The organism is Bradyrhizobium sp. Crot121 (assembly GCF_059512385.1).
The window spans coordinates 24967-45399 of the sequence record NZ_JCAMOR010000039.1 but is presented as its reverse complement, the minus strand read 5'-3'; the positions used below and the strand labels follow the sequence as shown (position 1 = coordinate 45399).

General features: G+C 62.6%; 21 protein-coding genes. 5 read left to right on the top strand and 16 right to left on the bottom strand.

The window, feature by feature from the left end:
- Nucleotides 1-151: 151 nt before the first annotated feature.
- A complete protein-coding gene (locus tag AC5ZGW_RS28305; RefSeq protein ID WP_130226754.1) occupies nucleotides 152-868 on the bottom strand; it encodes a hypothetical protein in 717 nt (238 codons plus the stop codon).
- On the opposite strand from AC5ZGW_RS28305, the gene AC5ZGW_RS28300 reads away from it, so the two are divergent.
- Nucleotides 857-1255: an ester cyclase gene (locus AC5ZGW_RS28300; RefSeq protein WP_130226755.1), complete on the top strand. Its 399-nt coding sequence runs from the start codon at nucleotides 857-859 to the stop codon at nucleotides 1253-1255. The two genes, AC5ZGW_RS28305 and AC5ZGW_RS28300, sit on opposite strands and share 12 nt — an antisense overlap.
- Before the next feature lie 72 nt (nucleotides 1256-1327).
- On the opposite strand, the gene AC5ZGW_RS28295 is transcribed toward AC5ZGW_RS28300, so the two are convergent.
- The 5 genes from AC5ZGW_RS28295 to AC5ZGW_RS28275 form a co-directional block, all read right to left on the bottom strand.
- The gene (locus tag AC5ZGW_RS28295; protein WP_130226756.1) at nucleotides 1328-2956 is read right to left on the bottom strand and encodes a class I adenylate-forming enzyme family protein; all 1629 of its coding nucleotides are present in this window, start codon (nucleotides 2954-2956) and stop codon (nucleotides 1328-1330) included.
- 4 nt (nucleotides 2957-2960) lie between these two features.
- Nucleotides 2961-3782, bottom strand: a complete 822-nt coding sequence (gene panB, locus AC5ZGW_RS28290) for a 3-methyl-2-oxobutanoate hydroxymethyltransferase (RefSeq protein WP_130226757.1) — start codon at nucleotides 3780-3782, stop codon at nucleotides 2961-2963.
- A 2-nt stretch (nucleotides 3783-3784) separates the two neighbouring features.
- Nucleotides 3785-4369, bottom strand: a complete 585-nt coding sequence (locus AC5ZGW_RS28285; protein ID WP_130226758.1) for an NnrU family protein — start codon at nucleotides 4367-4369, stop codon at nucleotides 3785-3787.
- A 217-nt stretch (nucleotides 4370-4586) separates the two neighbouring features.
- Nucleotides 4587-5195 (bottom strand): UCP034077 family protein, encoded by a 609-nt coding sequence (locus AC5ZGW_RS28280; RefSeq protein WP_130226759.1) that lies wholly within the window; start codon nucleotides 5193-5195, stop codon nucleotides 4587-4589.
- A 235-nt stretch (nucleotides 5196-5430) separates the two neighbouring features.
- Nucleotides 5431-7050 (bottom strand): peptide chain release factor 3, encoded by a 1620-nt coding sequence (locus AC5ZGW_RS28275; RefSeq protein ID WP_028166038.1) that lies wholly within the window; start codon nucleotides 7048-7050, stop codon nucleotides 5431-5433.
- A 155-nt stretch (nucleotides 7051-7205) separates the two neighbouring features.
- On the opposite strand from AC5ZGW_RS28275, the gene sugE reads away from it, so the two are divergent.
- On the top strand, nucleotides 7206-7520 hold the full coding sequence (sugE, locus tag AC5ZGW_RS28270; RefSeq protein ID WP_028166037.1) for a quaternary ammonium compound efflux SMR transporter SugE: 315 nt from the start codon (nucleotides 7206-7208) through the stop codon (nucleotides 7518-7520).
- Here sugE and AC5ZGW_RS28265 read toward each other — a convergent pair whose 3' ends face one another.
- The 7 genes from AC5ZGW_RS28265 to AC5ZGW_RS28235 all read right to left on the bottom strand — a co-directional run bounded on the left by AC5ZGW_RS28265 (nucleotide 7521) and on the right by AC5ZGW_RS28235 (nucleotide 14125).
- Nucleotides 7521-8525 carry an inorganic phosphate transporter gene (locus AC5ZGW_RS28265; RefSeq protein WP_130226760.1) on the bottom strand — a complete coding sequence of 335 codons (1005 nt, stop codon included), beginning with the start codon at nucleotides 8523-8525 and terminating at the stop codon, nucleotides 7521-7523. It lies immediately after the preceding gene.
- Between the two features lie 96 nt (nucleotides 8526-8621).
- Nucleotides 8622-9266, bottom strand: coding sequence for a DUF47 domain-containing protein (locus AC5ZGW_RS28260; RefSeq protein ID WP_028166035.1), 645 nt, complete (start codon nucleotides 9264-9266; stop codon nucleotides 8622-8624).
- A gap of 202 nt (nucleotides 9267-9468) precedes the next feature.
- Nucleotides 9469-10437, bottom strand: coding sequence for a branched-chain amino acid ABC transporter permease (locus AC5ZGW_RS28255; protein ID WP_028166034.1), 969 nt, complete (start codon nucleotides 10435-10437; stop codon nucleotides 9469-9471).
- 1 nt (nucleotide 10438) lies between these two features.
- On the bottom strand, nucleotides 10439-11302 hold the full coding sequence (locus AC5ZGW_RS28250; protein ID WP_028166033.1) for a branched-chain amino acid ABC transporter permease: 864 nt from the start codon (nucleotides 11300-11302) through the stop codon (nucleotides 10439-10441).
- Between the two features lie 68 nt (nucleotides 11303-11370).
- The gene (locus AC5ZGW_RS28245; RefSeq protein ID WP_028166032.1) at nucleotides 11371-12591 is read right to left on the bottom strand and encodes an ABC transporter substrate-binding protein; all 1221 of its coding nucleotides are present in this window, start codon (nucleotides 12589-12591) and stop codon (nucleotides 11371-11373) included.
- A gap of 39 nt (nucleotides 12592-12630) precedes the next feature.
- Nucleotides 12631-13377 (bottom strand): ABC transporter ATP-binding protein, encoded by a 747-nt coding sequence (locus tag AC5ZGW_RS28240; protein ID WP_130226761.1) that lies wholly within the window; start codon nucleotides 13375-13377, stop codon nucleotides 12631-12633.
- Nucleotides 13370-14125, bottom strand: coding sequence for an ABC transporter ATP-binding protein (locus AC5ZGW_RS28235; protein ID WP_028166030.1), 756 nt, complete (start codon nucleotides 14123-14125; stop codon nucleotides 13370-13372). The genes AC5ZGW_RS28240 and AC5ZGW_RS28235 overlap by 8 nt, the downstream gene beginning before the upstream one ends.
- Before the next feature lie 335 nt (nucleotides 14126-14460).
- Here AC5ZGW_RS28235 and AC5ZGW_RS28230 point away from each other — a divergent pair, with 335 nt between their 5' ends.
- Nucleotides 14461-15063 (top strand): PAS domain-containing protein, encoded by a 603-nt coding sequence (locus AC5ZGW_RS28230; RefSeq protein WP_130226762.1) that lies wholly within the window; start codon nucleotides 14461-14463, stop codon nucleotides 15061-15063.
- 175 nt (nucleotides 15064-15238) lie between these two features.
- On the opposite strand, the gene AC5ZGW_RS28225 is transcribed toward AC5ZGW_RS28230, so the two are convergent.
- The gene (locus AC5ZGW_RS28225; RefSeq protein WP_130226763.1) at nucleotides 15239-16063 is read right to left on the bottom strand and encodes a helix-turn-helix transcriptional regulator; all 825 of its coding nucleotides are present in this window, start codon (nucleotides 16061-16063) and stop codon (nucleotides 15239-15241) included.
- A gap of 91 nt (nucleotides 16064-16154) precedes the next feature.
- On the opposite strand from AC5ZGW_RS28225, the gene AC5ZGW_RS28220 reads away from it, so the two are divergent.
- Nucleotides 16155-17045, top strand: coding sequence for an SDR family oxidoreductase (locus AC5ZGW_RS28220; protein ID WP_130226764.1), 891 nt, complete (start codon nucleotides 16155-16157; stop codon nucleotides 17043-17045).
- A gap of 121 nt (nucleotides 17046-17166) precedes the next feature.
- Entirely contained in the window at nucleotides 17167-17799 is a 633-nt protein-coding gene (locus AC5ZGW_RS28215; RefSeq protein WP_130226765.1) for a TMEM175 family protein, read from the top strand.
- On the opposite strand, the gene AC5ZGW_RS28210 is transcribed toward AC5ZGW_RS28215, so the two are convergent.
- Both AC5ZGW_RS28210 and AC5ZGW_RS28205 read right to left on the bottom strand, forming a co-directional pair.
- Nucleotides 17764-19524 carry an MOSC and FAD-binding oxidoreductase domain-containing protein gene (locus AC5ZGW_RS28210; protein ID WP_130226766.1) on the bottom strand — a complete coding sequence of 587 codons (1761 nt, stop codon included), beginning with the start codon at nucleotides 19522-19524 and terminating at the stop codon, nucleotides 17764-17766. The two genes, AC5ZGW_RS28215 and AC5ZGW_RS28210, sit on opposite strands and share 36 nt — an antisense overlap.
- A gap of 34 nt (nucleotides 19525-19558) precedes the next feature.
- Nucleotides 19559-20416, bottom strand: coding sequence for a DUF427 domain-containing protein (locus AC5ZGW_RS28205; protein ID WP_496113993.1), 858 nt, complete (start codon nucleotides 20414-20416; stop codon nucleotides 19559-19561).
- Nucleotides 20417-20433 lie beyond the last annotated feature (17 nt).

Sequence of the window (20433 nt, the reverse complement as noted above, 5' to 3'; positions counted from 1 at the left end):
GAGAGCCTAGAGCGTGATGATTTTTCTTCGAATCATCATCTCGCTCTATCTTTTTGTTTGAGCATGATCTCCGCGCAAACGCTTCGCGTTTGTCGCGAGGGAAAACCGGTACCCACTTTTCCGGATCATGCTCTAAAGCCGGGCAGATCGGTTACGGTGAAGGATTGAGCGCGAGCAGCGGCGGGTCTGCACTCGCCGCAGTTGTCCGCTTCAACGTTCCCCCGTGAAGGAGCTTGCCATCCGGCGCCGCAACCTCGATCAGTTCTGCCGCAAGGAAAGCGTGTTGATCGGGTTTGAATTGGAAACTGTGGTTGCCGCTTCCAAGATCGGCGTTTTCGAGATCCTGTCGATAGCGGTCGGCCAGAACGCTACCGACCAGCCTGCCGTCAAAATAGAGTTCCACGCGAAGCGGGATTTCGGGATAGTCGACGCACTGAGCCCAGCCAGCAATGGTGTGAGGCTTTATATGATCGACGTAACCTCGCAGCGTGCCACCCTTCAAGATATCCTGGACGCCGTCTTCGATCGCGGCGAGATCCTGCCGGCACAGATCACGTGATAGCGCGAGGCTGAACTGATCCGTGTCAAGCGCCCGAGAGAGCAGTTCCTTTCGGTGAGCCTTCATCTCCAACAGCGCCGTCACATTCTTCAGTCTGACATAGGCGCCAACGACCTGCTGGATTCCCTGGTTCATCGCCTTGCGAAATCCCTTAAAAATCGTTGGGGAAATATGCCTTGGCTGCCAGGCTGGGTAAAGGTTGTCCTGACAGCCACAGCGCATTCGCAGGGCAGCGATGTGACCGTGGTAGCGATGGAACCCATTGATCTCGGATACCTGCGTTAAGGGAGGTTTGTCGTGACGCCGCAATATCTCTCCAAAGTCTATCGAGACTACATCACCTGCTTGAACGCGCAGGACTGGACGAATTTGGGACGGTTCGTCAACGATGACGTACGCCACAATGGCCGGCAGATTGGATTGTCAGGCTATCGCCAGATGCTCGAAAATGACTTTCAGCAGATCCCGGACCTCTCGTTCAATATCCAGCTCTTGATCGCGGAGCCGCCTTACGTGTCGAGCCGCCTGCTCTTCGACTGCACGCCGAAAGGAGAATTTCTCGGGCTCAAGATCGACGGGAAACGAGTTTCGTTCGCCGAGAACGTTATTTACGAATTTCGGGAAGGTAAGATCGTCGAGGTTTGGTCGGTCATAGACAAGCCGGCCATCGAAGCCCAGTTGCGACGCTCGCAATGACGCCCATCACTACCGTCGCTTGTGATGTGCTCCGCCGCAACCGCTTGCTCGCGCCGCAACGCCTCCCTGTGGTTATGGGTACCTGCTTTCGCAGGACGACGGGAGAGGTTGGGCGTCCGCCAGCGCTTCGCGTAACTGTCGCTTGATCACCTTGCCGTTGGCATTGCGCGGCAACGGGTCGCGCGTGATCGCCATTGTTTCCGGCACCTTGTAGTCGGACAACCGCTCGGCGCACCAGGCGCGCAAAACTTCTGCGCCAACCTCGTCGCGGGTCACCACCACCGCATGGACGCGCTCGCCCAGCACCGGACAGGGCTTGGCGATGATCGCGCTCTCCACGACTGCGGGATGGCCTGCCAGCACCGACTCGACTTCGGCGGAATAGATCTTCAGGCCGCCGCGGTTGATCATGTCCTTGGCGCGATCGAGCACGCGGACAAAATCGCGCTCGTCGATTGAGCCGAGATCGCCGGAGTGCCAGAAGCCGGCGGTGAAGCTCTCAGTGGTCGCCTGCGGATTGTTCCAGTAGCCTTTGATGACCGAGCCGCTGCGGATCCAGATCTCGCCGATCTCGCCGCGCGGCAGCTCGCGGTGATTGCCGTCCATCACGATGATCTCCGCGCCGGGGCACGGCAGGCCGACGCTGTCGATATGCGCAGCCGTCAATTCGCCCGGCATCAGGGTCGAGGGCGATGTGGTCTCGGTGGCGCCGTAGCAGTTCGCGAGCTTCAGTCCGGGCAATTTCGCGTCCAATCGCTCGATCGTCGCAACCGGCATCGGGGCGCCGCCGAAGCCGCCGATGCGCCAGCTCGAGAGATCGTAACTGTCGAAATCCGGCTGCAGCAGGCAGAGATTGTACATCGCCGGCACCATCACGGTGTAGGTGACGCGCTCGCGGGAGGCGACCTTCAGATATTCCGCCGCCTTGAACTCGGGCATGATGATCAGCGCGCCGCCGCAGCAAGCCATGGTCGTGATATTGGCGACCGCGCCGGTGACATGCGCCAGCGGCACGGCCGCGATCGAACGATCCGCCGCTGTGAGTTTCAGGGTGGACACGAACACCATCGAGGAATGGATGACGTTGCAATGCGCGAGCATCGCGCCTTTCGGCCGTCCCGTGGTGCCTGATGTGTAGAGGATCATCGCGATATCCTCTTCGCCGACCATTGCGGGCGCTTCGGATGGCGCATTGTCCAGCAGCGCCGCGAATTGCGAGGTGCTGTCATCGCTGACCGAAATCCGATGCTCCAGCGCGGGGACATCGGCCGCGTCCGGCACACGCGCGGCAAGCGTCGCCTCGTGGATCAGGAGCCTGGCGCCGCAGTCGCCCAGGACATAGGCGATCTCCGGCTTCTGCTGCCGGGTCGAGAGCAGCACGGTCACCAGGCCCGCATGCGCGGCGGCGAACATCGTCAGCACGAATTCGATGCGATTGCCGAGCAGCACCGCGACACGATCGCCGGCGCGCAGGCCGAGCTTCTGCAATCCGGCGGCGACCTGCGCCGATTGCTGCACGACCTCGCGCCAGCTCATCCGCCTGTCGCCGCAGATCAGCGCCTCGCCGTCAGGGTTTCTTGCGGCGGCGTCCGATATCATTGCCCAGATGCTGTTCGGCCGCGCGCAAAACACCGGCACGACGCGGTCGCCGAAACGCGCTTCAAGCCGCATGTCCGGAATCGAATGGCCTGACCAGTCCATCTGGCTAGCTCTTTTTCATGTCGTAGACATGCTCGGGCCCGGGGAATTTGCGCGTGCGGACGTCGGCGGCATAGCCTTCGATGGCCGCTTCGATCGAGGGCCCGAGATTGCCGTAGCGGCGGACGAATTTCGGGGTGCGCGGCGACAGTCCGAGCATGTCCTCGAGCACCAGCACCTGGCCGTCGCAGGCGGCGCTTGCGCCGATGCCGATGGTGGGAATGGCGATCTCTTGCGTGATCTTGCGCGCGAGCGGCTCGGCCACGGCCTCGATCACGACCGAGAAGGCGCCGGCTTCCGCGATCGCCTTGGCGTCGTTCTCGATCGGCGCCCAGCCCCTCTCGTCGCGCCCCTGCGCGCGGAACGAGCCGAGCGTGTTGATCGATTGCGGCGTCAGCCCGATATGGCCCATCACGGGAATGCCGCGCTCGGCCAGGAACGCCACGGTCTCGGCCATGCGAGCGCCGCCTTCGAGCTTCACCGCGCCGCACTCGGTCTCCTTCAAGATCCGCACCGCGGAATGAAACGCCTGCTCCTTTGACGCCTCATAGGAGCCGAACGGCATGTCCACTACGACAAGCGCGCGCTCGGAGCCGCGCATCACAGCGCGCCCCTGCAGGATCATCATCTCCAGCGTGACGGGCACAGTAGTCTCGAGCCCATGCATGACGTTGCCGAGAGAATCGCCGACCAGGATGACGTCGCAGTAGCGGTCGACCAGCGCCGCGGTATGCGCGTGATACGACGTCAGCATCACAATCGGCTCGCCGTTCTTGCGGGCACGGATATCGGGTGCGGTCTTGCGCTTGATGGCTGATTGTACGGACATTGTTAAGCTCCAACGACGGGAACGCCAATCACGACCGGATGGAACGCGAAGGCCAGTGCGACATAGGCAATGACGCCGACTGCGACCGCGATCGCATCATTGCCGGCACCGCCGACCGGAATAGGCGGGCCGCCGGCGTCAGTGCGATGTTTCAGCGAGATGCGGTCAAATACTGCCCAGGCCAGGAACGAGCCGAACAGGATGATCGAGCCGAGATCGCCATTGGCGAGCAGATGCGCCGCCGCCCATAATTTGATGCCGGCGAGCATCGGATGTTTCAGCGTCGTGTAGATGCGGCCGCGGATGTAGGAGGCCACCACCAGGATCACGGCGGGCAGCATCAGCGCGATGGTGATGTGCTTCAGGAATGTCGGCGGATACCAGACGTCAATCCAACCCGTCGCGCGATAACGGGCAAATCCCCAGATGATCAGCGCGAGCCCGACCGCAGAGACCACCGAATAGGCGATCTTGTAGCCGCCCTCGCCCATTGCATCGATGCAGCGCGCGCGCAAGCCGCGCTGGGTCGTGAGCGTGTGGACGGCGAAGAACAGGATCAGTCCCAGGATCATCACCAGCAGTCCCACGATGTCCCTCCCTCGGCGTGGTGCGGTTATTGAGCCTCGCGTATCATTTTAGCCGCATGGAGTGCAATGCGCCAAAATGGGCGAGCCCTTGGCATCGACCCTCCGCGCGTCATAGGCGGGCTTGACCCGCGTATCCATCTTCCGCGCAGCGGACAATAATGATTCTCTTGAGGGATGGATTGCCGGGTCAAGCCCGGCAATGACGACGGTCAGGGGCTTACGGCTTCTCCGCCCGCTTGCCCAATTCGCGGTTGTCGACATAGCGGATCGCGATCGGGCGGCCGGCGAGCGCGCCGCCGAGGCCGCTAGTGAATTTGAGCGGCAGGCAGCCTTTCAGCGAGGCGTCGATCGCGTTCAGGTAGGTGGTGCGGGTATCCGCGGGAACGCCTGAGGTGGCGAACGTCATGCGCGGCGCTCCGATCATCTCGCCGGATCGCTTGAAGCTGAAACGGACCGACATCTGCATGCCCTCACGCCCGTCGTCGGCCGGCGGCGGCGTCCAACAGGAGCGCAGCGCCTGGAAGAGATCGCCGATGGTATCGAGATCGTGATCAGGCTTCTTGTATTTGGCCGCCTGATCCTGCGGCGGCACCGTCATGATCGTGAGCTGCAGGTTCTCGCCATAGGGGTAGTTCATCTCGGGGATGCACGGCCAAGTGCTAAACACGCCGCAATAGGACGGCGTGCAGGGTCCTTCCTCGAGCACGCTGCAGGGCGTATGCGCGAACGGCACGGGGTTGATCTGGTGCCGAAGCCGCTCGGCGGCATGGCCCGCGGAAATTCCGAAGACGACGAGGGCGATGCAGATCACGACGCGTCGCAGCATGAGAGAAGCCCTTTGGATGCCGCCTCGATGAAAATGAGGGGCGCGAGGGACGTCATCAAGCTCGCACGCGTTCACTTCCTTGCGTGCGCGGCATGGAGGTTCCGCCCGTACCGCTGTCATCGCCCGACTTGATCGGGCGATCCAGTATTCCAGAGACGATCGTGCTTCACGGAGAGGCCACGGCGTACTGGGTCCCCCGCCTTCGCGGGGGACGACGGCCGGTGCGACGCCGCCCCTACCCCTTCCGCTTGACGTCCTTGACGTTGGAGAAGGTGATACCCTCGGCGCGCTCCTGGGTGTAGCCGAGATAGAATTCGTTCCTGGCCATGAACACGGGATCGCCGTCGACATCGTCGGCGATGGCGGAATTGTTGGCGGCGACGAAGGTGTCCAGCTTCTTGCGGTCGTCGGAGGAGATCCAGCGCGCGAGCTGGAATTCGGACACTTCGAATTCCACGGGCAGCGAGTATTCGGCATCCAGCCGTGCCTTCAGCACGTCGAGCTGCAGCGGACCGACCACGCCGACCAGGGCCGGAGCGCCGTCGCGCGGGCGGAACACCTGCACGACGCCCTCCTCGGACATCTGCTGCAAGGCTTCCTTCAATTTCTTCGCCTTCATCGCGTCCGTCAGCCGCACGCGGCGGACGATTTCCGGCGCGAAGCTCGGCACGCCGACGAAGGTCAATTCCTCGCCTTCGGTGAGCGTATCGCCGATCCGCAGCGTGCCGTGATTGGGAATGCCGACGACGTCGCCGGCGAAAGCTTCGTCCGCCACCGAACGGTCCTGGGCGAAGAAGAATTGCGGGCTCGACAGGCTCATATTCTTGCCGGTGCGCACCAGCTTGGCCTTCATGCCGCGGCTGAGCTTGCCCGAACAGAGCCGCGCGAACGCGATGCGGTCGCGGTGGTTCGGATCCATGTTGGCCTGGATCTTGAACACGAAGGCGCTCATGCGCGGCTCCGATGCCTCGACCTTGCGCAGGTCGGAATCCTGCGCGCGCGGCGCCGGCGCGAACTGACCGAGACCTTCCAGGAGGTCGCCGACGCCGAAATTGCGCAGCGCGCTGCCGAAATAGACCGGCGTCAGATGGCCCTCGCGGAACGCGTCGAGCTCGAACGGCTTGCAGGCTTCCGACACCAGCGCGAGCTCGTCCTTGATCTCGGCGACGTCGAGGTTGGGATTGCGGCTGGCGAGATCGGCGATGTCGATCTGCTCGGCCTGCCCGGTCTTGGCGCCGCCGCCCTCGAGCAGGCGCACGCCGCCGTTCCTGACGTCATAGGTGCCCATGAAATCGCGGCCGCGACCGACCGGCCAGGTCATCGGCGTGGTGTCAAGCGCCAGCGTCTTTTCGATCTCGTCCAGGAGGTCGAAAGTGTCGCGGCTCTCGCGGTCCATCTTGTTGATGAAGGTGATGATCGGGATGTCGCGCAGGCGGCACACTTCGAACAGTTTTCGCGTGCGGGCTTCGATACCCTTGGCGGCGTCGATCACCATCACCGCCGAGTCGACTGCGGTCAGCGTCCGATAGGTGTCTTCCGAAAAGTCCTCATGGCCCGGCGTGTCCAGGAGGTTGAACACGTGGTCCTGGAACTCGAAGGTCATCACCGAGGTGACCACCGAGATGCCGCGCTCGCGCTCGATCTTCATCCAGTCGGAACGCGTGTTCCGCCGTTCGCCCTTGGCCTTGACCTGGCCGGCGAGATTGATGGCGCCGCCGAACAAGAGGAGCTTTTCGGTCAGCGTGGTCTTGCCGGCGTCCGGGTGCGAGATGATCGCAAACGTGCGCCGCCGCGCCACTTCATCGGCAAGCGGGGAACGAGACGGCGATTCGGCTGTCAGGGCAAGGTCGGACATGGCGGGAGCGTTTGGCAGGGAAACCAGTGTCAATCAAGCCTATATGGTGATTGCGGAGCGCCAAAGCCAGCCCCATATTCGCGCACAGGAAGGACGACCTTCCTGTTCGCGATAATAGCCGCGGGGACGACCCTGCCTTATCAAGGAGGGTCGTCATGGCCTGGACTATCTTGCTCATCGCCGGTCTGATGGAGATCGGTTGGGCGATCGGGCTCAAATATACCGAAGGTTTCACAAGGCTCGTTCCATCGGCGCTGACGCTTTTGAGCATGGTCGGCAGCATCGTCCTGCTCGGGCTCGCGCTGAAGACACTGCCGATCGGAACCGCCTATGCGGTGTGGACCGGCATCGGCGCGGTCGGAACGGCGATGCTCGGCATCGTCCTGTTCGGCGAACCGGCCACCGCGCTTCGGCTGTCGAGCATCGGGCTGATCGTGGCCGGCATTGTCGGCCTCAAGCTTGTGACCTGATCAGCGCAGCGCCAACACCACCCAATAGGTAACGGCCGCAACCGCCGCCGCGGCCGGGATAGTGATGACCCAGGCATAGACGATCGAGCTTGCGACATTCCAGCGCACCGCCGACATCCGGCGCGCCGCACCGACGCCGACGATGGCGCCGGTGATGGTGTGGGTGGTGGAAACGGGAACCCCGAGGAAGGTCGCCATGAACAGGGTCGCCGCCCCGCCGGTCTCCGCGCAGAAACCCTGCATCGGCGTCAGCTTCGTGATGCGGAGGCCCATGGTGCGGACGATGCGCCAGCCGCCCATCAGGGTGCCCATCGCCATCGCCGCCTGACAGGCCAGCACCACCCAAAATGGAATGTGAAACTCCTCGCCGAGACGCCCCTGCGAATACAGCAGCACGCCGATGATGCCCATGGTCTTCTGCGCGTCGTTGCCGCCATGGCCGAGCGAATAGAGCGAGGCGGAGACGAATTGCAGGGTGCGGAAGGCGCGGTCGACGGCGAACGGCGTCGACCGCACCGAGAGCCAGGACACGATCGCAACCAGCACCAAGGCCAGCAGGAAACCGATCAGCGGCGACAGCACGATTGCGAGCAGCGTCTTGGAGAGCCCGCTCCACACCGCCGCCGAGATCCCCGCCTTCGCCATGCCGCCACCAATCAGGCCGCCGATCAGGGCATGCGAACTCGACGAGGGAATGCCGAGCGCCCAGGTGATCACGTTCCAGACGATGGCGCCGACCAGCGCGGCGAAGATCACGGTCACATCGACGACCTCGGGCTCGATGATCCCGGTGCCGATGGTATTGGCGACATGCAGGCCGAACACCATGAAGGCGATGAAGTTGAAGAACGCCGCCCAGAACACCGCGTACTGCGGCCGCAGCACGCGCGTCGAGACGATGGTCGCGATCGAATTCGCGGCATCGTGCAGGCCGTTCAGGAAATCGAACAGCAGGGCGACCGCGATCAGGATCACCAGGATCGGAAGACCAAGCGTGGCGTCCACGTAAACCGCCCTACTTTATTTTCTTGAGCATGATCTGCGCGCAAACGCTGCGCGTTTGTAGCGGGGAAAACCGGTGCCCACTTTTCGGGATCATGCTCAGACCTGTTCGATCACGATCGAGTTGATCTCGTTGGCGACGTCGTCGAAGCGGTCGGCGACTTTTTCGAGGTGATCGTAGATCTCGGCACCGACGATGAAATCCATCGTGTTGGCGTCGCGATGCTTGAGATAGAGCTCCTTCAGCCCGATGTCGTGGAGATCGTCAACCCGGCCCTCGAGCTTGGTCAGTTCCTCGGTGATCTGCGTCAGCATCGCGACGTTGCTGCCGATCGACTGCAACAGCGGCAGCGCGCGCCCGACCAGGTCGGCGCATTCGACGATCAGAGTGCCCATTTCGCGCATCGGCGGCTCGAACGCGCGCACCTCAAACAGCACCACCGCCTTGGCGGTCTGCTGCATCTGGTCGACGGCATCGTCCATGGCCGTGATCAGGTTCTTGATGTCGCCGCGGTCGAACGGGGTGATGAAGGTGCGGCGGACGGCAGTCAGAACCTCGCGGGTGATGTTGTCGGCGTCGTTCTCGAACTGGTTGACGCGCTGGCAGTGGACCGGCGTCTCGTCCCCACCCTTCAGCATGTCCTGCAGCGCCATCGCGCACTGGACCGCGGTCTTGGCATGCCGGGCGAACAGGTCGAAAAACCGCTCCTCCTTGGGCAAAAAGCTTCGAAACCAGCGCAGCATAGGCTCAAAATCCATCTTTCCGGAGGACGCTCCGGGATCACCTGTCACAAAACTGTCATAGAACATTTTGTACAGGGACGGCCAGCGCTCCGCGGGCGGAACCGGGTCATCCACCGCTTTGTAGCTCGTGGCTCCGATGCCTCCGACGGCCCAACGCAACAGTGTGGCGTTGGGCTCCAATCGAGCGGGCCGGCCGATGGTGCTACAGCGACCGCCTCAGCAAACGCGCGACCTCGCCGATGATGCCGCGGCGGAAGGTCAGCACGCAGGCGACGAAGATGACGCCCTGGATCACGGTCACCCACTGGCCGTAACCGGCCAGATATTGCTGCATGGCGATGATGATGAAGGCGCCGACCACGGGACCGAAGATGGTGCCGAGGCCGCCAACCAGCGTCATCAGCACGATCTCGCCGGACATCGACCAGTGCACGTCGGTCAGCGAGGCGTTCTGGGCCACGAACACCTTGAGCGAGCCGGCAAAGCCCGCCAGCGTGCCCGATAGAATGAAGGCGAGCAGCTTGTACTGGTCGGTCTTGTAGCCGAGCGAAATCGCCCGCGGCTCGTTCTCGCGGATCGACTTCAGCACCTCGCCGAAGGGCGAGTTGATGGTCCGGTAGATCAGGAGGAAGCCGCCGAGGAAGCCGGCGAGCACGACGTAATAGAGCACTGTCGGCTTGGCGAGGTTGAAGACGCCGAACAGGAAGCCCTGCGGAATGCCCTGGATGCCGTCTTCGCCATGGGTGAACGGCGCCTGCAGGTAGATGAAGTAGAGGAGCTGCGACAGCGCCAGCGTGATCATCGAGAAGTAGATGCCCTGCCGGCGGATCGAGATGTAGCCGGTGATGACGGCAAGCCCGCAGGCCGCGGCCGTGCCGATGATGATGCCGAGCTCCGGCGGCAGCGCCCACACCTTCAGCGCATGCGCCGAGACGTAGCCGGCGGTCCCCAGGAACATCGCGTGGCCGAACGACAGCAGGCCGCCATAGCCGACCAAGAGGTTGAAGGCGCAGGCGAGCAGCGCAAAGCACAGCGCCTGCATCACGAAGAACGGATAGATGCCGGTGAGCGGCACGATGGCCAGCAGCACCGCCATCACGGCGAAGGCAACCATCTCGTCACGCATCGCGCGGGGCGTGACCGGCAGGGTATCGTCGGTAAGTGCTGACATATCAGGCCGCCCGTCCAGTCAGTCCCGTCGGCTTCACAAGCAGGACCAGCACCATCAGAACGAACACGACGGTGTTGGAAGCCTCAGGGTAGAAATACTTGGTCAGTCCCTCGATCACGCCGAGCGCAAAACCGGTGATGATCGATCCCATGATCGATCCCATACCGCCGATCACCACCACCGCGAACACGACGATGATGAGGTCGGCGCCCATCAGCGGTCGGACCTGGTTGATCGGCGCCGACAGCACGCCCGCGAGCGCCGCAAGCCCGACGCCGAGGCCGTAGGTGAGCGTGATCATCCTCGGCACGTTGATGCCGAACGCGCGTACCAGCGTCGGATTTTCGGTCGCAGCGCGCAAGTATGCGCCGAGCTGCGTCTTCTCGATCAGGAACCAGGTGGCCAGGCATATCACCAGCGAGAAAACGACCACCCAGCCGCGATAGATCGGCAGGAACATGAAGCCGAGATTGATGCCGCCGCGGAGCGCGTCGGGAATCTGGTACGGCAGGCCGGAGGAGCCGAAATAGTTCTGGAAGATGCCCTGGATGATCAGCGCGATGCCGAAGGTCAGCAGCAGGCCATAGACGTGGTCGAGCCCGGACAGCCATTGCAGCATGGTCCGCTCCAGGATCATGCCGAAGATGCCGACCACGATGGGCGCGATGAGCAGCGCCCACCAATAGTTGATGCCGGCGATGTTGAGCAGGAAATAGGCGCAGAAGGCGCCCATCATGTAGAGCGCGCCATGGGCGAAATTGATGATGTTGAGCATGCCGAAGATCACGGCAAGCCCCAGGCTGAGCAGCGCGTAAAACGAGCCGTTGATCAGTCCCACAAGTAGCTGTGCGTAGAGAGCCTGCATCGCGTTGGCCTTCGCCCCCCTCCCCCCAAATGGAGCCCGCCGGCTTCACCGCCGGCGGGCGATGATAGTTACTTCTTGAGCAGCGCGCACTTGCTTTCGGAAAGCGGCGTGAACGCCTGGTCGGCCGGAACGGTGGCGACCAGCTTGTAGAAATCCCAGGGCCCCTTGGATTCCGAAGGCTTCTTCACCTCGAACAGGTACGCCGGATGGATGGCGCGGCCGTTCGGCTGGATTTCGCCCTTGCCAAACAGATCGTCCTCGGTCGGGATCGACTTCATCTTCTCCACGACCTTGACGCCGTCGTGCGGATTGCCGCCAAGCGCTTCCAGCGCCTTGAAATAGTGACGCAGGCCCGCATAGACGCCGGCCTGGACCATGGACGGCATGGCGTGGTTCTTCGAACGCTCGCCGAAACGCTTGGCGAACGTCCGGGTCTGGTCGTTCATGTCCCAATAGAAGGTCTCGGTGAAGTTCAGGCCTTGCGCGACATCGAGCCCGAGCGCCTTGACGTCGGTGAGGAACAACAGCAGCGCCGCCAGCTTCTGGCCGCCGGAGACGATGCCGAATTCAGCCGCCTGCTTGATCGAGTTGGTGGTGTCGCCGCCCGCATTGGCAAGGCCGATGATCTTGGCCTTGGACGATTGCGCCTGCAGCAGGAAGGACGAGAAGTCCGAGGTGTTGAGCGGATGCTTGACGCTGCCGAGCACCTTGCCGCCATTGGCGGTGATGACGGCCGTCGTGTCGCGCTCCAGCGCGGCGCCGAAGGCGTAGTCGGCGGTGAGGAAGAACCAGGTGTCACCGCCGGATTTCACCAGCGCCTGTCCGGTGGAATGCGCCAGCATGTAAGTGTCGTAGGTCCAATGCACCGTGTTCGGCGTGCACTGCGCGTTGGTCAGGTCCGAGGTCGCCGCGCCGGAGTTGATGTAGACGCCGTTCTTCTCCTTGACGACGTTGTTGACAGCAAGCGCCACGCCGGAATTCGGCACGTCGACGATGATGTCGACCTTGTCGACGTCGAACCACTGCCGCGCAATGGTGGAGCCGATGTCGGGCTTGTTCTGGTGATCCCCGGAAATGACGTCGATCTTCCAGCCCTTGGCGAGCAGCCCGGAGTCCTCAACCGCCATCTGCGCCGCAAGCGTCGAGCCGGGCCCGCCGAGATCTGAATAGAGCCCGGACTGGTCGGAGAGCGCACCGATCTTGACGGTCTTGTCCTGCGCAAGCGCGAGGCCAGCCGTAGCGAACGCCAGGGCGGTGCCAAGCAGCAGCGCCGAAATCCTGTTCTTCATATGATTGTGGTCCTTCTTGCTTTTCTTGAGGTCGGCAATTCAGACGCCGAGATAAGTGTGGAGCTTGTCCATGTTGGCGGAGAGCTCCGAATTGGCAAAACCGTCGATCACCTTGCCGTGCTCGACAATGTAATACCGGTCAGCGACCGTCGACGCGAAACGGAAATTCTGCTCGACCAGCAGAATGGTAAAGCCCTCCGATTTGAGCCGCGCGATAGTATGGCCGATCTGCTGGATGATGACCGGCGCGAGCCCCTCGGTCGGTTCGTCCAGCATCAGGAAACGCGCGCCGGTGCGCAGGATGCGCGCAATCGCGAGCATCTGCTGCTCGCCGCCGGACAGCTTGGTGCCCTGGCTGGTGAGACGCTCCTTCAAATTCGGAAATAGGTCGAAGATCTGGTCAAGCGAGAGGCCCCCGGGGCGCACGGTCGGCGGCAGCAGCAGGTTTTCGCGAACGTCCAGGCTCGAGAAAATGCCGCGCTCCTCCGGACAGAAAGCGATGCCCATCCGCGCGATCCTGTCGGAGGGCGCGCGGATGATCTCCTGATTCTCGAAGCGGATCGAACCGGAGCGCTTGCCGATGATCCCCATCACCGACTTCAGCGTGGTGGTCTTGCCGGCGCCGTTGCGCCCGAGCAGCGTGACCACCTCACCGGCATTCACTTGAAAATTGATGCCGTGCAGGATGTGGGACTCGCCATACCAGGCCTGGAGGTCCTTCACAGCCAACACCGGCGCGGCCGCAGGCTTTGCGGCCGGAGCTTCAGCCATTTTCAGCTCAGGCATGACCGGCTCCCAGATAGGCTTCCTTCACGCGCTCGTCCTTGGAGAGGTCGGCATAATGGCCCTCCGCGAGCACCTGCCCTCGCGTCAACACGGTGATGATGTCGGAAAGATTCGCCACCACCGAGAGGTTATGTTCGACCATCAGGATGGTGTATTTCGCGGAGATGCGCTTGATCAAGGCGGCAATCTTGTCGATGTCCTCATGGCCCATGCCGGCCATCGGCTCGTCCAGCAACATCATCTCCGGGTCGAGCGCGATCGTCGTTGCAATCTCCAGGGCGCGCTTGCGGCCATAGGGCATCTCGACGGCGGGAATGTTGGCGAACTCGCTCAGGCCGACATCGTCGAGCAGCTCCAGCGCGCGGGCGTTGTAGCGGTCGAGCACGCTTTTCGAGCGCCAGAAATCGAAGGAATTGCCGTGTTGGCGCTGCAAAGCGACGCGAACATTCTCCAGCGCAGTCAGATGCGGGAAAACCGCCGAGATCTGAAACGAGCGCACCAATCCGAGACGCGCGACATCGGCCGGCGGCATCGCGGTGATGTCCTGCCCCTTATATGCAATCCGGCCGGCAGACGGCTTTAGGAATTTTGTCAGCAGGTTGAAGCATGTCGTCTTGCCGGCCCCGTTGGGCCCGATCAACGCATGGATGCTGCCGCGACGCACTTTCAATGCGACGTCGCGTACGGCAAAGAAACCCGCGAATTCCTTGGTCAATCCGTGGGTCTCGAGAATGAACTCGTCGGCCAAACAATTTCCCCCGTCGGCCTCGCTGCGATTGCGAGCGCGGCCAATCTTTTCCTGATCCGGTTGGTTTTCCGCGACCCCGGAAAACCATCCCGGACCGCCGCCTCCGGCGGCGGAATATGCCGATGCGACAAGGGTTAGGCAAGGTGGAAAGCAGAGCACTGTGGACGCACCGGTACCGGTTCCGCCTGCTCCAATAGTCCAATTGCGGCCACGCCCGATTTATCGCTTCGGAAAGTCGCCATTAACGGTGTTTTACTGCGCAGCCAAGCCTTCATAGAATATTTCCCGATCAAGCCGATGCTCCGGCCATCTGGTCCTGGGACGGATTTTCGACCTTGGAATTCGAGAGCGCCAATTCATCGATCATTAAATCGATCCGGCAGCGCGATCTGCTGAACACCTGGCTCAGGCTTTATGCCCGTGACCAATCGACGCCCCGCGTCGATGAATATGAGCCGGAACGATTAGAGGATGAGAGGCTCGACCTCGTCCACTACGCGGTCGAAGCCGAACCGCAGCCGCCGCGATTGACGATCCAGAGCGAGGGCACGCGGATGGCGCATGCCTACGGGCACACCGGAAAGGGCCGCGCTCTCGACGACTATCTGGGCCCGCGCCTCGCACCGATCATTATGCCAGTCTACCACGAATGCATCGCGCGCGGCCTGCCGGTCTACACGATCGCACATGTCGACGACATCTACGGACGGCCGGTCGCCTATGAGCGGCTGCTCCTGCCATTTGGCGAAGACGGCCGGATCAGCCGCATCATCGCCTCGCTCAAGACGATCTGCGAAGACGGCCATTTCGAGATCAAGAACCTGATGCGCGGCGGCGACAAGCTGCCGGCGCCAAAGCTGTGCGCGGTCATCGATCGCGATCTCTTCCACCGCACCCCCGGCCGCCTCGCAGCCGCCGACGTGCTCGAATTCGATTAGGGCGGCACGCATAAACGCCGGCGTCTGCTTTGAGACGCAAACCGGAAACCGTTCGCTCTGAACCTTGCCGCTTTGACGCGAAACGGAAGTCACACCGTCGCCTATCGAATCGCTTGTTCAACCAGCCAACGCGCACCTTTCGCTACCGCTGAGATCGAGTCCGTCGGGAGCGCGCCTACTTCGGCGGAGACTTCAGAAGCGCGCGGATCTTGTCCGCGTCCGCGGGCGTTGCAGGATTGTAGATCACCATATTGAGGTCGGGCCGGCCATCGACGGCGAAAGCAGAAAACTCCATCGAGAGTGGTCCCGCGGTGGGATGATGCAGGACTTTCACGCCATCGCCATGCCCTTGCACGTCGTTGTCACGCCACATTGCCGCGAATTCGGGGCTTGTCGCGCAGAGTTCATCGACCAGCGATTGCACATTGCGCGCCGCACCGGCGCGCGCCACGTCCGCGCGGAAGGACGCCACCACATAGCGCGCAACACTTTGCCAGTTGGACTGCGCTGCGCGCACGCGGCTATCGCGGAACATCATGCGCAGAACATTGCGCTGCCCATCCGGCAGTTTGCTGTAGTCGGTGAGCACCGTCGCGGCGGCCCTGTTCCAAGCGATCAAATCCCATGTCGCCGTGCGAATAAAAGCGGGACTGTACTCCAGCGTATCGAGCACGCGTTGCAGACGGGGTGAGATACCTTCGGGCGCGTGATAGCGGACTTCGGGTGGCCGGCCCAGGCCGAGCAGAAACAGATGTTCGCGCTCGACGTCGGTCAGCATCATGGCGCGAGCAATGCGATCCAGCACATCGGCGGAAGGCGCGCCGCCGCGCCCCTGCTCCAGCCAAGTGTACCATGTGGCGCTTACATTCGCGCGCTGCGCCACTTCTTCGCGCCGAAGTCCCGGCGTTCGCCGCCGCCTTAGCGGAAAGCCGAATGCCGCAGGATCGAGCTTAGCGCGACGATCCTTGAGATAAGCCCCGAGCGAGTTCGCGTCCGTCATCCTGTTAGCGATTATACCTGTATAATCTCACTACTTTACCCGAATGATCAGCTTAGCAATATCCCGGCATTCTGAACAGGGAGTGCTTCTCATGCGCGTATTCGTCACCGGCGCCGCCGGATTTATCGGCACCGAAACTACAAAAGAACTCATCGCAAACGGGCATCAGGTTGTCGGCCTCGCGCGCTCTGAAGCGAACGTCCAGACGCTCGAGAAACTAGGCGCGGAGGTTCATCGCGGCTCGCTGCAGGACCTGGAAAGCCTGAAGCGCGGCGCAAGGGATTCGGACGGCGTGATCCATCTGGCCTTCATCCATGATTTCACGAAATTCGCGGAGAATGGCGCGATCGACAAGGCCGCCATCGAAGCCATGGGCGACGTGCTGGCTGGCACGAACAAGCCTTTCATCGTGACCTCGGGAACGGGCCTCATCGCGCCAGGTGTGGTGATCACCGAAGATATGCGACGCGATTCAAGCCCGCATGTTCCGCGCGTATCCGAGCAGGCCGGTTTGGCCTATGCGTCGCGTGGCGTGCGCGCGATGGCGATACGCCTGCCGCAAGTGCATGGCGCCGACGGAAAAGCTGGGCTGATCACTTATCTGCTCGAGCTCGCGCGTCAAAAAGGCGCCGCCGCCTATGTCGGCGAAGGCGCCGAACGCTGGGCTGCGGCGCATAGGCAGGATGTCGCCCGCCTATACCGGCTTGCGTTGGAGAAGGGCGCGGTAGACGGAATTTACCACGCTGTTGGCGAAGAAGGCGTACCCATGCGCCAAGTCATCGAAGTGATCGGCCGCGCGTTGAATGTGCCGGTTGTTTCGATCAAGAAAGAAGAGGCGGCCGATTATTACGGGCCACTGGCAATGTTCGCCGGTTTGGACATGCCGGCCTCCAGCGCGTTGACGCAGCAGCGGTTGGGCTGGACGCCCACGGGGGCTAACTTGATCGCCGACATCGGCCAGCCGGGTTACTTCAAGGTTTGAGCGATCCGAGAGGTTTTCGAACACAAGCTCGAATACCAGCGCCCTAGCGTCTGCCGGCCGATTGACGCAAATACTTCGCTCTGCAAACCTCGCCCCCTTCGCGAGATCGGAGGGCGCGAGCGTGCTGCGTAGAGCGACACCGGAGCGACTGAGCACGTTCTCGGACGGCGTGTTCGCCGTGCTCATCACAGTGCTGGTCTTGGAATTGAGACCGCCGGAGCGGCCCACTTTCGAGGCGTTGCTGGCTCTCTGGCCGACGTGGCTAAGCTATGCCGTCAGTTACCTCTTCATCGCCATTGTCTGGGCCAATCACCACTACCTGATGCGCTACGCCGATGAGGCCACGCCGAGCCTGTTGTGGTTCAATTTCGCGCACCTGTTTTCGATGTCGCTGCTTCCCCTCTCCACGGCCTGGATGGCAGTGAGCGAACTCGCGCCGCAGCCGGTGGCGTTCTACGCGGCCGTTTTCTTCCTGGTGAACGCGACCTACATCGCGCTGATCTGGGAGCTCATCGATCGGACCCCCGACGGGAAGATTCCACCAAAGGTGCGCAGGATCATGCGCGTGCGGTCGCTGGCGACATTGTGCCTCTTCGGTGTGTCTGCCGTCGTGGCCTTGAGATATCCGCTCGTCGGCCTCGGAATCTGCATCTGCTGCCTCATCGGCTATCTGAGACCAGATCCGCCATGGACTCCGCAGCGCGATGGAACCGCGGACTCAAAAATCGACAACGACATCGCCGATCGGTCGTGAGCAGCAAACCAGAACGTTGCCGTCAGCAGGCTTATCGAGCGGTTCCGGTCCATAGGCGACCGCGCCTGAAACCAGGCCGCTTTCACAGTTGTGACAAACACCGGTCCGGCACGACCAACGAACCGGCACGTTGCACGCCTCGGCCAGCTCCAAGATGCTCTGATACGCCGACGCTTTCCAGTGTGCGGCAACGCCGCTTCGCGCGAACGATACCAGCGGACCGGTGTTGGCGTCGTCCTCCGGTGGATGAGGCGCACGCATCGGTGCGCCGACGATGCCGGGAGTCATCGACTCGCTGCCATTGAAAATTTCGACGTGAAGGCGCTCCGGCGGCACGCCAAATGACGCGAGCGCGGTTTTCATGTCCGCCATGAACCGGGCCGGGCCGCAGAGGTAGACCTCCGCCTCTCGCGGAACGCCGACCTCGTCAAAGATCGATTGCGACAGATGACCGGTCGCGTCGAAGTCCTCGCCGATCTTATCGCCCGAGCCCGGTCTGCTGTAGCTAACATAGCTGCGGCCGCGGGTGAGCCCGAGCATGAGGCGGCGGACTTCGGCGGCAAATGGATGATGCTGTCGGTCGCGAGCCGCGTGCAGCCACACGACTTGCCGTGTCGAGCGGGCCTCCGCCAGCGCGTGCAGCATCGCCAGAACAGGCGTCGCTCCGATTCCCGCGCTGAGCAACACCACGGGCCGCTCCCCGGACTGCAGAATGAAGCTTCCACGCGGCGAGCTGACGTCGAGCACATCGCCCACCTGGAGATGCTTCCGCAGGTAGGTTCCGGCCACCCCATTCGGCTCGATCTTTACGCTGATCCGATAGCGCTCCGTCGAGAGAGGACCCGAGAGGGAGTAGCTGCGAAAGAGTGGCGGGCCGTCGGTCGGTCGAAGACGTAAGACGAGGTACTGACCTGGCAAGGCCAGTTGCAGCGGCTGACCATGCGGATCCTGCATCGACAGCGAGAGGACGTCCGCGGACTCCTGATCGATCGCCGCCACGGCGAGTGGCCGAAATCCCGGTGCAACCGGATGCAAAGCTGCTGCCGGCGCGAGCCCCGCGTTTCCGCTCCCCGCAGCAGTCGTTTGGCTCTGCAGCAATGCCTCAAACGACGATCGCCATCCAGGCGAAAGCGCCTCGATGCGCAAGGCGCGCTCCAATCGGTCACGCGCGTGATCGGGCGAATAGAGCAGCGCATTGATCTCGGCGACGGTCATTCGCTCGTTCGCCTCGCCCACCTTCACGATTTCGTCGCCGGCACCCACCTCCCCTTCCCTTAGGACGCGGAAGTAGAACCCCGGCCGTCCGCTGGATGTCAGCAATGCCGGCATCCGTGGCTCGTTCATCCGAATGCCCACGCGATAACAGGTCACGCGAGGCTGAGTGACCTCGAACAGCGCAGTGCCGATCTGATAGCGATCGCCGATGCACACGGCGTCGTCAGGCAACCCGTCGATCGTGAAATTCTCGCCGAACTGTCCGTGGACAAAGTCGGTCCGGTTCAGTTGATCCTGCCAATGGCGATACGACTCGGTCTGGTAGACGAAGACGGCTCGCTGCTCACCTCCGTGGCCGGCCAGGTCCCCTTGACCGTCTCCGTCCAGATTCAACCGGCCTGCCCGACAGCGGCCGCGCACCGGATTTTTCCAGATCCCGGTGTGTACAGTGCGCCCCTTCCACGCGATATCGCGCGGAAGCCCGACGTTCACCGATAGCAACCGCGCCATGTCCTGCTCCGCTTTTGTGGGGACCGGAAGTTTCCTAGCCGCTCTCAGCCGCGGGGCCGCTATCGGGTGACCGCTGATGCCCATTTGCAGGGCGAACCACCTCGGCGAGGTCGAGGTTGCGATCGGCGCCATGCGGGACCACCGTCTGACCCGGCTCAAGATGGAGCTGGGTGCCATCGAGAAGGACCGTGACGAGATCAGGTTCGAACGACACCAGGTTGGAGATGCGGCGCACCTCGGGATAAGCATCAGGATAGAACCAGGCCGCCTGGCGTGCGTCACCGATGCTGTAGTAGCTGCACAGTCCTTTGTACGGGCAGAAGGTCTGGAGTTTCACCGGAGCGAGAGCGGCCTCATCGATATCAGCGCGTGGAACGTACCAGCGCGGCGCGAAGCCGGACTCGTAGAGGACCAGCGGCCGCTTGGTGTCGGCGATGATCCGTTCACCATGGCGGGCAACGAGGTTACGCGAGGCCTGGCGAATGTCGATGCGGTGGTAGGGGTCAGCGGCATGGCCGAGGATTCTTTCGTCTTCTTCGTAGAATGCATCCATGGCCCGCCAGGCGAATGCGACGCGCGCCTGCAGTTCGCTCGCGTGGGCGGGCAGACCGGTGTGCTGCCACGCTCCTCGCGGCGCGATGTGTTGTTCGTCCGCCCGAACGCTGTACCAGGACGTGGGCCCGAGATCGGGATGCTCCGTGGTATGCTCGGTGCGCTCCAGGACGTGTGGCGAAACATCGCTCTCCGGGAGATAGGCGACCGGATACCGGCCCGGTTCGAAGAGCAAGAGGACATGCTCGCTGTCAGCGATCCAGATTTCCCCGAAGCGCACGCGCATGCGCCGGCGCAAACGCTCTACGTATAACAATCGCTTCGGCAGCGGTTCGGGCACGAGGAACCGGCCAAATG